Annotated in this window: 12 protein-coding genes and 1 pseudogene; 12 read left to right on the top strand and 1 reads right to left on the bottom strand. The window is 38.5% G+C overall.

The features are described from left to right. Window positions 1-6 precede the first annotated feature (6 nt). From IQO02_RS12985 to wecA (IQO02_RS12930), 12 genes and pseudogenes are all read left to right on the top strand, one after another. Entirely contained in the window at window positions 7-1,128 is a 1,122-nt protein-coding gene (locus tag IQO02_RS12985) for a glycosyltransferase (protein WP_193838572.1), read from the top strand. Continuing rightward, a complete protein-coding gene (locus tag IQO02_RS12980; protein WP_193838571.1) occupies window positions 1,125-2,225 on the top strand; it encodes a glycosyltransferase in 1,101 nt (366 codons plus the stop codon). Before IQO02_RS12985 ends, IQO02_RS12980 begins: the two co-directional genes overlap by 4 nt. Beyond that, window positions 2,225-4,195, top strand: coding sequence for an acyltransferase family protein (locus IQO02_RS12975; protein ID WP_193838570.1), 1,971 nt, complete (start codon window positions 2,225-2,227; stop codon window positions 4,193-4,195). The genes IQO02_RS12980 and IQO02_RS12975 overlap by 1 nt, the downstream gene beginning before the upstream one ends. Next, window positions 4,188-5,327 (top strand): glycosyltransferase, encoded by a 1,140-nt coding sequence (locus IQO02_RS12970; RefSeq protein ID WP_322626535.1) that lies wholly within the window; start codon window positions 4,188-4,190, stop codon window positions 5,325-5,327. The genes IQO02_RS12975 and IQO02_RS12970 overlap by 8 nt, the downstream gene beginning before the upstream one ends. 88 nt (window positions 5,328-5,415) lie before the next feature. After that, entirely contained in the window at window positions 5,416-6,459 is a 1,044-nt protein-coding gene (locus IQO02_RS12965) for an EpsG family protein (protein WP_193838568.1), read from the top strand. Window positions 6,460-6,464: 5 nt separating this feature from the next. Then, on the top strand, window positions 6,465-7,589 hold the full coding sequence (locus IQO02_RS12960; protein ID WP_193838567.1) for a glycosyltransferase family 4 protein: 1,125 nt from the start codon (window positions 6,465-6,467) through the stop codon (window positions 7,587-7,589). 58 nt (window positions 7,590-7,647) lie between these two features. After that, window positions 7,648-8,335 (top strand): annotated as a pseudogene (locus IQO02_RS12955) (UDP binding domain-containing protein); the annotation flags it as partial. After that, complete coding sequence (locus IQO02_RS22190) at window positions 8,328-8,468, top strand: hypothetical protein (RefSeq protein WP_228006051.1); 141 nt, start codon at window positions 8,328-8,330, stop codon at window positions 8,466-8,468. The pseudogene IQO02_RS12955 and the gene IQO02_RS22190, both read left to right, overlap by 8 nt. Before the next feature lie 303 nt (window positions 8,469-8,771). Continuing rightward, window positions 8,772-9,938, top strand: a complete 1,167-nt coding sequence (locus tag IQO02_RS12945; RefSeq protein WP_193838566.1) for a nucleotide sugar dehydrogenase — start codon at window positions 8,772-8,774, stop codon at window positions 9,936-9,938. A 12-nt stretch (window positions 9,939-9,950) separates the two neighbouring features. After that, window positions 9,951-10,955: an NAD-dependent epimerase gene (locus IQO02_RS12940; protein WP_193838565.1), complete on the top strand. Its 1,005-nt coding sequence runs from the start codon at window positions 9,951-9,953 to the stop codon at window positions 10,953-10,955. A gap of 186 nt (window positions 10,956-11,141) precedes the next feature. Beyond that, window positions 11,142-12,008 (top strand): UTP--glucose-1-phosphate uridylyltransferase GalU, encoded by an 867-nt coding sequence (gene galU, locus IQO02_RS12935; RefSeq protein ID WP_016768882.1) that lies wholly within the window; start codon window positions 11,142-11,144, stop codon window positions 12,006-12,008. Window positions 12,009-12,107: 99 nt separating this feature from the next. Further along, window positions 12,108-13,184 (top strand): UDP-N-acetylglucosamine--undecaprenyl-phosphate N-acetylglucosaminephosphotransferase, encoded by a 1,077-nt coding sequence (gene wecA, locus IQO02_RS12930; RefSeq protein ID WP_016799437.1) that lies wholly within the window; start codon window positions 12,108-12,110, stop codon window positions 13,182-13,184. 240 nt (window positions 13,185-13,424) lie between these two features. On the opposite strand, the gene wecA (IQO02_RS12925) is transcribed toward wecA (IQO02_RS12930), so the two are convergent. Beyond that, complete coding sequence (gene wecA / locus IQO02_RS12925; RefSeq protein ID WP_016801067.1) at window positions 13,425-14,489, bottom strand: UDP-N-acetylglucosamine--undecaprenyl-phosphate N-acetylglucosaminephosphotransferase; 1,065 nt, start codon at window positions 14,487-14,489, stop codon at window positions 13,425-13,427. Window positions 14,490-14,517 lie beyond the last annotated feature (28 nt).

Genomic DNA, 14,517 nt, shown 5'->3' with positions numbered 1-14,517 from the left:
TGTTTCATGAATAAAATAAAAACGGAAACTATTTCTTTTTTTGCAACAAGAAATAGTGGCGGTGGGGCATCGAGAATTGTTAGGCAATTATCAAATGGTTTACATAAAAATAAAATAAAGGTTGATGTTAATTATTTGGCTGAAAAAACACTCTCGAATAAAAGTAGTTGGCCGGAAATTAACAAGGGTGTCACTGTAAACTGTTCAGGAAAAAAAAGATCGGTGACGTCAATACCTTGGATTATAAAAAAACACAGAGATCGTAAAGACCCTATTATTTGCTTTGGTAGAACCGCTGCAGTTACATTAGTAATTGCTTCTTTATTTTTTAAGCATGAAAGAGATATTTATATATGGGAAGGAAAGTCATTATCTGATGCACAGAAAGGTGCGAAAGATATTATTGGTAAATTTATATTACCTCTCCTAATTAAGTTCAGTTATAAAAAAGCAAAAACTCTAATTGGAATATCAAATGAAGAGATCGATGATTTCAAAAATTACTTGTCGATTGATGAATCTAAGTTAAAAAAAATATATACACCAGCAATTACTAAAGAGCATCATGATAAAATTTTCGAACCGTTACCTACATGGTTTAAAAAAACAACTGAAGGTAAAGTTGTTATTACAGCAGCCGGTTCTTTTTTGCCTCAGAAGAATTTCCCACTGTTGTTGAGTGCATTTGCAAAGTTAAATGAAAGCAAAGGAAATCTTCAGTTGATTTTAATGGGTGATGGGCCAGATAAGGAATCGCTCATAGAGTTAGCGAAAAGCCTAAAAATAACTGAAAATGTGCTTTTTACAGGTTACGTGGATAACCCTCTCCCAATCATTGCTGCTGGTGATTGTTTTGTATTGAGCTCTAGTTGGGAGGGTCTTCCTGGTGTTTTGATCGAGGCAGTATTCTGTCAAACACGTATTGTTGCCACAAATTGCCCTTCGGGGCCTTTTGAGATTCTAGACGGAGGTTCTTATGGAAAGTTGGCAAATGTTAACGATCCTATTGACCTATCAGAGAAAATTTCACAAGCACTCAACTCGCCAATTCCTGAAGGTTTAAGAAAGCGTTCTAATCTATTTAGTGAAGAAGTAATTATTGAGCAGTATTTAGAGATGTTGTCATGAAAAGTCGTATTGTGTTCGTAACCAATGATGAAACTTATGGCGGACCTAATAAAGTGTGTGAGAGAGTCTTTAATTTATTGAAAGAGAGCCAACCTACAGAGTTAATTGTACAGGGGGAAGGAAATCCTGGTTTTAAGGACCTATCTAAAACGCAGTACCGTCAATTTACTCGTGCTAATTTTAAGTTCATTACTCAATTTATAAAAGAAGAACGCAAGTACTTTGATCATTCGATCTACATAGCATTTGGCACTAAACAATCTTTATTACTATGTTTTTTGAAAATAGTATTAGGTAAAAAGATTAAACTAATTGTTCGGACTGGATTAAATAAAGAGGGGTCAAATCGAAAAAAAGGGAACTTTTTTAAAGATTACGTACAGTTGCACATATGTAAAGTGCTATACAATCTTTCCGACTCTTTGGTAACGGAAACTAAGTCAATGCAAGAGTGGTGGGTTTCTGAGGGCGTTGATCAGCAAAAAGTAACTCACATTAATAACCCAGTTAAGAAATTAGAGATAAATAATGAAGGCTTGAGTTTTTACAATAAAGTTACGAAAGGGTTTACTAAGGTAATTGTATCGGTCGGGCGGTTATCTTATCAGAAAGATCATGAACTTTTAATTTTGTCTTTTAATGACTACCTTACAAAAAAACGAGATAGTAATGACCTATTAATAATTCTTGGTGAGGGTGATGAATTAAATAGATTGAAAAAAATCACTTCCGATTTGGGTATTTCTAATAAGGTGTTGTTTTTAGGATATGTTAGTAATGTAAGGCCTTTTTTGGAGATGTCTGATCTATATTGCCTTACATCTCGTTGGGAGGGTGGGGTTAATTCTCTTATCGAGGCTGTTTATTATGGTTCTAAAATACTGTCAATAGACTGCCCTGTAGGGCCTAAAGATATTTTAAATGGTATAAGTGGAGCTAGACTCGTTCCCAATCGAAGTCCTGTCGAGTTCTCTAATGCAATGTTCGATATTTTAAATGATGAAGCAACCAGTGAGGTCAAAAGAAAGATTAACACTTACAGTGATGCTTATATCAGAGCAGAATATCATAGAGTAATTAGCGAGGCTAAAAAATAATGTTGTGGTATATAGAGGCGCTTCGGGCGTTAGCTGTAGTAGCAGTAGTAATATTTCATTCCAGTAAAGAGGTACTACCAGGTGGATTCTTAGGTGTAGATGTTTTTTTTGTTGTCTCTGGTTACTTGATGGCGTATCTAGTAGTTAAAAATCAGACGAAGGACTTTAAAGTCATAGATTTTATTTGGCGGAGGTTTTCGAGACTAGCCCCCTCCATGTTAGTATTAATATTGTCGGTCATCATAATTAATGTTTTTATTCAACCTGAATTTTATATTTCAGAATATTTAGACTCCGCAATATCCGCTCTAGTATATATATCTAATATTAATTTTTGGTTTGGTTCAGGATATTTCAACGTAGAGCAAAAGTTTGATCCTTTATTGCACACTTGGACATTAGGTGTGGAATTTCAATACTATATTGCTTTTGCAATCGTAACGTATTTGATGAAGGGAGTTGATAGGAAATACTTGATAGCTATTTTTAGTCTGGCTAGCATTCTCTCTTTCTTTCTTAATATATATTTTGCTGAACACTTTAGTGCTATATTTTATAATCTTCCTACGCGAGGATGGGAGTTTGGGATAGGTGCTATTTTAGGTTTCATGTTGAGTGGGCGAAATAAATCCGATTTTATTGACAGTAAGAGAGCGGAAGTTATAATTTACTTTTTCCTTTCTTTTATAGTTATTCTTTTTGTTAATTATCAATTGGAATTCGATAGATTATATTATACTTTGCTAGTGTGTCTTTCAACAGGAATGGTACTAATAGTTGGGATATATGCAAATATAGAGGCTAGTTCAAGAAAATTAAATGGCATTTTTTTAACGGTTGGTAAGTTATCATATACCGTTTACTTAGCTCACTATCCAATTATCATTTTTCTCTCACCGTACTTGCAGTCGAAATTTTTGGTCATATGTGTAAGCTTACTCTTGTCATTTTCTATTGCGCAGTTATTGAGTCCTTTTGAAAATAAATCTCGCCGCTACATGTATTCGTTCCAAACTCTCAAGAAAAAGGCATTAGCATTAAGTGTTTATTTAGTACTCCCTCTTACTCTATACGTAAATAATCAAAATCTAATAGACTTAAATGCTAATATTTCGTCTAAGCGCATGACCGCTGACCAACAAAAGGTGCAAAAGCTATATCTATCGGAGATAAAGAGACGAGAACAAGCTGTTGATGACTTTAATAAGGCTAACAATAAAACTTGCTGGCAATCATATCAGAGCGTGACGGCTCAATTTAGTGAAGAATTCGAACGCTGTCGAGATAAATACGGTAACGCAATTATTGTTTTAGGTGATAGTCATTCCGAAGGTCTTTTTCTTACATTAAGTAGTAACATTGTAAACAGAGAAGACTATCCATTCGTGTTTGGTATTAATTCTGGTGGATGTCGATATTCATTGGGTAGTAGTCAAAACTGTTTTAAAGGGGTAGATGACTTCTTGAAAGCAAACACAAGTTCGATTGATTCTGTACTTTATCATCAAGCTGGATTTTATCTACTGGAGCGGAAAGGTACTCGTGCTGTTGGAAGGGCTATACTTGATAGTACTTCAGCTTCTAACTCAGACCTTGTTGAGCCAAGTACTCAGAGTATAAGTTTAGTGTTCGCTAAACTAAAGCAACTGTCTGAGTATAATAAAACAATATGGGTTGGCCCATGGATTGATCCATTTATAAATCGACGTAAAGCAATTGAGAGTGGGTGCAGTCAACCAGTTGTTATGAAGGACTGGATAAACTCATCATATAAGAGTCTCGATGAAGGGTTGCACTCCAGTCAAGTAACAGAGTACGTTTCTCTAATAAAGCTACTAGATATTGATTATAAGAATGAGTTCTTAACTTGCGATGAACTATATTGGGCCGATACTGATCATATGACTGTAACTGGACATAGACACTTCTCAAGTAGACTGAGTTTGGGAGATATTGTTGAAAGTGAATAAACTACTATGTTTCGTTGATAAGACGATAGAACCGCAGCATTCCTTTATAGATGGTATGCTTGCAAAACGAATGTCAGATGAATTTGATGTTACTATTTACACATCTTGGGATAGATTATCTGATATCAAAAAAATGAATTATCACAATGCAAAATTGCGCCCTTACCTTTTTCCTAGAAAAGGGTTTCTTCGTATTTTAAATATATTTGTTGTTAGTTTTATTTGTTTATTTCATTCTTTGACTAATCTTAGGTCAAAAACTGTTTCTTTCTGCAGGAATGAGCCTACTTTTTTATTGGGTAGTTTTTTAGTTACTTTGTTGCCAAATTTTTCTTACGTGTTCCAGAGTAGTTTTCCTCATGAAGACGTAGGGGAAGGTATTAAAGCTAAAATAGCGAAATCTATTTTTAAAATATGCGGTCCTCATGTGAAAAAGATAACAGCGGTCAGTGATGAGGGTTTAATAAGAATGGAAAAATATTTTCCTAATGCTTATGGGGTCGTGATTCCATTGATGGGGGATGATGTAATAGATGAACCGCTTAGGCTTGTCAATGATAAGCATTTGAAGTTTATATATATTGGTACACTTGCTGAGTCTAGGGATTTTGAGGTAGTAGTAGATTCTTTTGTAAAGGCTAAAATAGAAACCAATGGGTCTTTTATATTGGACATATATGGCGGTAGCACTTATGAATGGAATAATATTATTAAAAAATCCAAATATTATAGTAAGATAAAGGATTGCAATGTAGTAAATTATAGAGGAAGTCTTGTTAGAGAAGAAGTTTTGAAGACTATTTGCGACTATGATATTGGCATTAGTCAAGTCCCGGAAAATAAAGTGACTTCAGAGATGTCTCCAACCAAACTCAGTGAATATATGAGTTGTGGGCTTGCTGTTTTAGCTAGTGATACCGTACCTAGTCAAAGTGAGCTAATTAATAATTCAAAAGGTGGGGTATTAACTGGGTTTAATGAAGAAGAGATTAAGAACGGTATTGAATGGTTCGTGAATAATAAGTGTGACATTTACGGATTAAAGAAAAATAGTATTTCTTATATCAAGGATAACTTCACTTACGATAATGTGAAAGAAGATTTGTTATTGTTATTAAGGAATGGGTTGTGATTTTAACTGATTTCTTGTACTTCTTGATAAAGTAATTTTAATAATAAGACTGCGTCGTGTAATGGTAATTTATTGGGTAATTTTCATCATGGCTACTTTGTTAGCGTTGAATGAGAAAGCTTTTGAATATAAAGGTGTTAAGCAAACGATATTTAATATTCCAGTTGCTTGGTTATTTTTGCCTTTGTTTGTGTGTGTCGTCATAGGGTTTCGATTCGAAGTCGGAGGCGATTGGGGTGCGTATCTGAAGTATTATGAACGAATTGAGGGAGTGAGCTTTGAAAATGTATGGTTGATGAAAGATCCTGGTTATCAAGTTCTTAATTACATAGGTTACAATGTTGGTGGTGGTATATATACCGTCAATTTTCTTTGTGGCTTGATATTTGTCAGTGGCTTGATGAAATTCTGCTCAATGCTGCCGCGACCAATGTTAGGATTTGTAACAGCTATACCATATATGACAATCGTGATTGCTATGGGGTACAGTAGGCAAGCTTGTGCTTTAAGCCTTATTATGCTCGCAATTCACTCATTAATGAATGTGTCAATTTTTAGGTTCATATTTTGGGTAGTAATTGCAGCGCTGTTCCATAAGTCAGCCGTTTTGTTGATGCCTGTGGCTGCATTGTTGAATAGCAAAAATAGATTAGTTAGTATTCTATGGATTTTATTGGCCGTAGTTTTGTCATATATAACTTTGTTGCAAGACAGTGTTGATGGTTTTTATACTAATTACGTTGAAGCAAACTATCAGTCCCAAGGTGCATTAATTCGGATAGCTATGTGCTTAGTGCCTTCTCTGATTTTTATTGTATTTAAGAAACGATTCGATATGTCTTTGAAGGAGAAACAATTGTGGTATTGGTTTGCATTAGGAAGTATAGGTGCTTTTACTCTATTACTTGTTAGCTCTGCCTCAACAGCAATCGATCGAGTCGCATTATATTTACTGCCAATTCAATTGGTCATTTTCTCCTACCTTCCTGAGGTTTTGGGTAATAGAAATAAAAATATTTGGATAATTTTAATATGTTCTTATTATGCGTTAGTTCAATTTGTTTGGTTAATGTTTGCTGATAATCGTTCAGTATGGGTCCCTTATCAGTTTTATCCCTTTACTCTTTTGTGATAGCAATGAAAATAATATTATTTACAGCAAATACGTCGTGGTATCTATATAACTTTAGAAAATCTACCATTAATGCATTTATAAAAAATGGGTTTAGAGTTGTATGTTTGTCTCCAGAGGATAGCTATTCTTCAAAGTTAGTAAGCAATTTGAATTGTGAGTGGTATCATCTAGAAATGGACAATAAAGGAAGCAACCCTTTTCATGATTTAAAATTGTTATGTGGAATGCAAAGACACATCTCTAGAATAAACCCAGATATTATTTTTAACTTTACAATTAAAAATAATATCTATGGAACTTGGGCGGCAACTATATCCGGTGTTTCTGTTGTGAACAATGTTTCAGGTCTAGGTACTGCTTTCATTAACAATAATGTCACTTCAAAGATAGTAAAACTTTTGTATCGTTTGTCTCAACCATTTGCTACTAAGGTGTTTTGCCAAAACCCTGAAGATTTCGAATTGTTGGTCAGTGAAAAATTAGTAGACAGAAGAAAATTGCAACTTCTGCCAGGGTCCGGTGTTGATACTAGGAAGTTTAGCCCGACTACTAGAGTGAGTAGAAATGACAGAGATCGTTTTAAATTTGTTTTTATTGGAAGGATGATTGGTGATAAAGGTATTTATGAGTTGATAGATGCTACAGAGAAGTTGAGGGAATATCGACAAGATTTTGAACTCGAATTGTGTGGATTTTCTGACTCAGAAAATGCAAGCGCTCTATCGGCAGAGCAACTTTCTCAACTATCACGCAAAGATTATATCAACTGGATTGGATCTAGTGACTCAATAGAACAGGTATATGCCAACGCTGATTGTGTTGTACTACCGTCATATAGGGAAGGCATGCCACGAACGTTGTTAGAAGCTGGTGCTATGGGGTTACCTTCGATAACTACTGATGTCCCTGGTTGTCGCAACGTTATTACGCATGAATTCAATGGTTTGCTATGCGATGTCAAGTCAGCTAGTTCGTTATTTGAACAAATGTTAACAATGTTGAATATGGGCGAAGAGCATTACGACTTGCTTTCAAGGAATAGTAGACAAAGAATAATTGACGAGTTTGATGAAAAATTCGTGATTGAGTCAGCACTTGAAACTGTTTCCGAAATTTTCTCAAAGTAAATAAAATATAGATAGGACATGAGGGTTGCGATTGTTCGAGCTATGGATATTTAAATAAGCGTTATACGACAACCTACACCCATCATGTATTGTCATGGGTGGAGCGCTCTGAATGTGTCGCAAGTTGTTGCGAACTTGTTGTTAGAAGGTATTATTAACAAAGATGTTGAAATTTTGCATATAGACTCAACTGGAATCAGGGTTGTAAAGCTATTTTCTAATGCTTATTCAGAACTTTGTGTTGTTTATTTTAATGACCTGAACACCTACCAGAGATCTTACGGGTTAGACTCGAGTCAAATCATCGATGGCGTGAGCTTAAACGCTTGGATTGGTTCGCACCACAACAACTTTTTATTTAGTTACGGTGGCTACAGCTTTCCAAAAAATATAAAACAGTTGCGTGCTAACTACTCGGAAGTATCGAACATATCATAGGTGCCATTGTAGATTCGAATACCACACGTAAAGATTTTATTGCTGATTCTATTATGAAGCGTAACCCACAACGTGTGGGTATTTACCGCTTAGTGATGAAGTCAGGCTCTGACAACTTCCGTGCTTCAAGCATTCAAGGCATTATGAAACGCTTGAAAGCAAAAGGCATTGAAGTGGTTGTATTTGAACCAGAGCTGAAAGAGAAAGAGTTCTTCCGTTCATTAGTACTAACGGATTTCGAGCAGTTCAAATCAAGCTGTGATGTGATTGTCTCAAACCTTATGGCGCAAGAGCTAATGGATGTATAAGATAAAGTGTACACGCGCGATCTATTTGGTTCAGATTAAGGAAGAAATGATGAAATATTTGGTAACGGGTGCGGCGGGTTTTATCGATAGTGCCATAGTCGAGCAGTTAATAGCGAAGGCCATCGTGTCATAACTTGAATGAGTACTACGATGTAGCGTTGAACGAAGCTCGTTTAAATCGGATCCAACATGAAGATTTAAAATTGGTTCATTTGGATATCGTTGATCTTGATGGCGTTGTTACTCAATTAAACGTCCATATCTCTACGTCGATTCGAACTTAGTTGTTCATTACGTATAAATAGGTATCACTAATTATATCTTGCTATTCCAATTAGTTTTCTCTGTATGACATCACTCCTATTACATCTATTGCGAGAGTGATTTAATTATCATTTGGAGAAAACATGTTTTAATTTCTTATTATGGTTAATATATGAAAATTGCAATTGCCGGTACAGGCTATGTAGGCTTATCAAATGCGATGCTATTATCACAGCATCATGACGTTATCGCAGTCGATATTATCGAAGAGAAAGTGAGATTACTGAACGATAAATTATCTCCAATCGTCGATGCTGAAATTGAAGATTTCTTGGCGAACAAGCCATTAAACTTCACAGCGACACTTGATAAAAAGTTGGCGTATACAAATGCCGATTATGTGGTTATTGCTACCCCTACTGATTATGACGTAGAGACGAACTACTTTAATACCTCTTCCGTTGAAGCGGTAATTAAGGACGTGATGGCGATTAACCCAAATGCAGTAATGGTGATTAAGTCGACCGTTCCTGTGGGTTACACCGCGCGCATTAAAGAGGAGCTTGAATGTGAAAACCTGATGTTTTCACCTGAGTTCTTGCGTGAAGGCAAAGCGTTATACGATAACCTACACCCGTCTCGTATTGTAGTCGGTGAACGCTCTGAGCGTGCAAAAGTTTTTGCGAACCTGTTGTTAGAAGGCGCGGTTAAGAAAGACGTTGAGATTTTGTTCACTGATTCAACCGAAGCCGAAGCCGTAAAGTTGTTCTCTAACACCTATTTAGCACTCCGTGTCGCTTATTTTAATGAGCTAGACACTTATGCAGAATCTCACGGGTTAGATACGCGTCAAATTATCGAGGGTGTAAGTTTAGATCCTCGTATTGGTTCACATTACAACAACCCTTCATTTGGTTATGGCGGATACTGCTTACCAAAAGATACCAAGCAACTGCGTGCTAACTACTCGGATGTACCAAATAATATTATTGGTGCGATTGTGGACTCTAATACCACACGTAAAGATTTTATCGCCGATTCAATTATTAAAAGAAACCCAAAACGCGTCGGTATTTACCGACTAGTGATGAAGTCAGGATCTGACAACTTCCGTGCTTCGAGTATTCAAGGCGTTATGAAACGCCTTAAGGCGAAAGGCATTGAAGTAGTGGTGTTTGAACCAGAGCTGAAAGAAAACGAGTTCTTTCACTCATTAGTGTTAACGGATTTCGAGCAGTTTAAGTCAAGCTGTGATGTGATTGTCTCAAACCGCATGGCTCAAGAACTGGCGGATGTTAAAGACAAAGTGTATACGCGCGATCTATTCGGTTCAGATTAAGGAAGAAGAATAATGAAATATTTGGTAACGGGTGCGGCGGGTTTTATCGGTAGTGCAGTAGTCGAGCAGCTAACAGCGAAAGGCCATCAGGTTGTCGGTATTGATAACCTGAATGACTACTACGATGTCGCATTGAAAGAAGCGCGTCTAGCGCGTATTCAACATGACGGCTTCAAATTGGTTCATTTGGATATCGCCGATCGTGATGGCGTAGCTAGTTTGTTCGAAGCGGAGCAATTTGATCAAGTGATCCACTTAGCAGCGCAAGCTGGGGTTCGCTACTCTATTGAAAATCCACATGCCTACGCAGATTCGAATTTAGTCGGTCATTTGAATATTCTTGAAGGGTGTCGTCACAATAAAGTGAAGCACTTGGTGTATGCCTCTTCAAGCTCTGTTTATGGGTTGAATGCTAAAACACCATTCGCAACGTCAGATTCGGTCGACCACCCAGTTTCATTGTATGCGGCGACTAAGAAGTCGAATGAACTCATGGCGCACAGTTATTCTCACCTATATGACATTCCAACCACAGGCCTACGTTTCTTTACCGTGTACGGCTCGTGGGGACGTCCGGATATGGCACCGTTTATTTTCACTAAGAAGATTCTCGATGGCGATACGATTGACATCAACAACAATGGCGATATGTGGCGTGATTTCACGCATGTGAACGACATTGTTGAAGGGGTGGTGCGTATCGCTGATGTGGTGCCAACACGTGATAACGATTGGACAGTAGAAGCGGGTTCTCCAGCAACTAGCTCTGCGCCTTATGCGGTGTATAACATTGGTCACGGCTCTCCGATCAGCTTGATGGATTTTGTGAAAGCCATTGAAGACGAGCTAGGCATTGAAGCGAAGAAAAACTTCCGTGAGATGCAGCCTGGTGACGTTTACCAAACTTATGCTGACACACAAGACTTGTTTGCAGCTACGGGTTACACGCCAAAAGTAACAGTTAAAGAAGGCGTCGCTGAATTTATTCAGTGGTACCGCGAGTTTTACAATAAGTAACTTTCTATAGGGGCGTACTTAAAGTGCGCCTCTAGGAAATCCCTGAATTTATAAAAATAACAAATTCTCATATCTATAGCGTCTTATTTCAATTTTGATGTTGAGACATTTCTTTCGGTATTTCCAATTCCATTCCATCCGCAATATTTTATATACGTCAGTAAGAAAAACATAAGAACTAAAACAATGATTAAACACTGCTTATTCCCCGCCGCTGGTTATGGCACGCGCTTTTTACCTGCGACTAAATCCATGCCAAAAGAAATGATGCCTATCGTTAACAAGCCGCTTATTGAATATGGCGTTGACGAGGCGATTCAAGCGGGCATGACCAGCATGGCCGTTGTTACTGGCCGTGGTAAAAGCTCGTTAATGGATCACTTTGATAAGAACTACGAGCTTGAGCACCAAATTCAAGGCACAAATAAAGAGTCTTTACTCGATGATATACGTTCTTTGATTGATTCGGCTCAGTATACGTTTATTCGCCAACGCGAAATGAAAGGGCTAGGGCATGCCATTTTAACAGGCAAAGAGCTGGTGGGGGATAACCCATTTGCGGTTGTTTTGGCTGATGACCTTTGCATTAATGATGACAAAGGCGTGTTAGCACAAATGGCCGCGCTGTATCGCCAGTTCCGTTGCTCTATTGTCGCGGTAGAAGAAGTACCAGAATCTGAAACGCACAAGTACGGTGTGATTGCCGGTGAGCACTTAAGTGATGATCTGATTCGCATTACCGATATGGTTGAAAAGCCTGAGCAAGGTACTGCACCAAGTAATCTCGCGATCATTGGTCGTTATATCTTAACACCGGACATCTTCGATATTTTGGAAGAAACGCAGCCGGGCAAAGGCGGTGAAATCCAAATTACAGATGCGCTTTTAGAACAAGCCAAAAATGGTTGTGTGATTGCGTATAAGTTTAAAGGTAAACGTTTTGACTGTGGCAGTGTCGATGGCTACATCGAGGCGACCAACTACTGTTATCAAAATGTCTACCTCAAAGGCAACAAAGCCGAAATGGATAAAACAGCAACTGAAAAGGTGTAGTGAATCCAAATTTGATGAATCGCGATGGCAGTTTTTATTGTCGTCGCTTCATCGTTCTACTGAATTACCTTTATCTAATAACCCAAAGGGCTTAAATCAATGTCGCTGTTTGATTACCTTATTGAACTCTCTATGTTCTTCTTTCTTGCCCTTGCGGTGTTGTATTGTATGCGAAAAGTCGGCTACGCCATTGGCTTAGTTGATAAACCGAATGCCAGAAAGCATCATGAGGGTGTAGTTCCTCTGGTCGGCGGTATATCTCTTTGTATTACCTTGTTGTACTTCTTTTACCTGAATGCTGCCGAGATCAATAACGCTGGGGTGATAGGGCCATGTTTAGCGGTTCTGGTATTGATCGGTGTGGCTGATGACCGCTTCGATATCAGTTTTAAACTGCGTATGGGCGTGCAAGCAATCTTAACGCTGATCGTGATGCATTATACTGGGCTAACGCTTTCTCATGTTGGTAATGCGTTTGGGTTTGGTGTTTGGGACTTTCCGGTTGTCATCGATTATGTTGTTACCATATTGGCTGTGATTGGTGCAATTAACGCCTTTAACATGGTGGATGGTATTGATGGCCTGTTGGGTGGTTTAAGCATAGTGGTCTTTACATCGTTAGGTGTGGTGTTTTATGCCCATGGTCTTGAGTTTTATACCTTCTTTATGGCAGTGATGGTGGTTATCTTACTTCCCTTTGTGCTGTTTAATTTGGGGTATTTTGGCAAACTACGTAAAGTGTTTATGGGGGATGCCGGTAGCATGATGATCGGCTTTCTCGTGATCTGGATTTTAATCCGAGGAACACAGCCTGAACACGGCCACTATACGATTCGTCCGGTGACGGCATTGTGGTTAATTGCCGTGCCTTTGATTGATATGATGGCCATTATGATCCGTCGCATTCGAAAAGGGCATTCACCGTTCCAACCTGACCGAGAGCATTTCCATCACATTATGCAACGCATTGGTTTTACACCACGTGAATCTCTCGTTGTGATTTGTTCGGTACAGTTGATTTATTCCACCCTGGGTTTATTAGGTGAATACTTCCAAGTGCCAGAATACATTATGTTCTACACCATTACGGTGTGCTTCTTGTTCCACACTTACGCGATGACGCACTCTTTTAAAATGGCGAAAATCGTAAGAAAGTGGAAGAAGCTAGAAAGCTAGAAATGAGAAAATTAGAAAGCGAGAAACAAGAAAAGCGAGTCGTTCGATAAAATGGCGTAGCGCAAAATACGGTAAATTTAGAAAGGGCCCAACCTCACTGTGAGGTTGGGCCCTTTTTCGTTTATCTGGTGAGTTCAGGTTTAATCTTTTGGTTCATAACCCTCTTCGCTTGAAAGTCTTCATTGACTCTTCTTTCTTGAGCCTTCTTTCTTGAACCTTCTTTTTTAAGAACCTAGGCCATTAATACACTTTTTCGGGAAGGTTACGACAACGTCTAACCCAACTGGTAATGCGCCAAACATAACTCATCGCTACGGTATAAGCAGCAAAGCAAACCAGAAATAGGATGAACATGGTTGATTCCGGTACTTTTAAGAATTCACCGTAGATCCCAAACCCTGCAAAGCTGCTGGCAATAGCACAAATAATGGCGAGGGTTTGGCGAGGTGTACAACCCAGGCGTTGGAATATGTGGTGTAAGTGTTCTCTGTCGGGCTTGAATGGCGATACGCCACGTCTTACTCGTCTGAACATGATCGCGGCCATATCCATAAGCGGCACTGCAATTAACCATAAGGCGGTAATAGGGCGCATCAGTGATTCTGATGGATCTTGACTTGCGCCGAGCAGTAACCAAATAACGGTAAATCCAATCATCATGCTACCCGCATCGCCCATAAAGACTTTACGTTCTCGCCCAAGAATACCGAGATTCATTAAGATATAAGGAATAATCGCAACAATAAACACCACGCACAGGTATGCTAAGCCATGCTGACTGTCGACTTGCAGTAATATCGCGATAGCACCCAGAGTCACAATAGCAAGCCCACCGAGCAAACCATCAATACCATCCACCATATTAAAGGCATTGATTGCGCCTATCACCGCTAGAATAGTGATGACTGGGCTAAGAAAGCCTAAATGCAAATCGCCAAGCCCGAAAAGGTTACCGATGTTTTCCAATCGAAGATCGGCAAAGTACATCATGCAAATGGAGAGGATGGCTTGAACAATAAGGCGGATCTTGAAACTGATATCGAATTTGTCATCAAGGGCGCCGATAACAATAAGCGCTGCGATAGAGGCCAAAAAGACCTGACTATGCGGGATGACATCTGGGTGGGTAACAAGGTACTGGCTGATCGATAAGCTGATCGCAATGCCTCCGACAAGTGGGATTGCGCCGTTATGTAACTTCCTTTCATTTGGTTTATCGACTAAACCTACCGCTTTCGCGACTTTTCGCATCAAAAAGAGTGAGGAAAAGGAGAAGAAGCCAACAAATGATAGCTCTAATAACATGATGAATCCTAGCCAGTTTTTATTGTAG

It is taken from the genome of Vibrio sp. OPT24, assembly GCF_015163545.1.
GTDB lineage: Bacteria > Pseudomonadota > Gammaproteobacteria > Enterobacterales > Vibrionaceae > Vibrio > Vibrio cyclitrophicus.
This window is presented reverse-complemented; position numbering and strand designations above follow the sequence as displayed.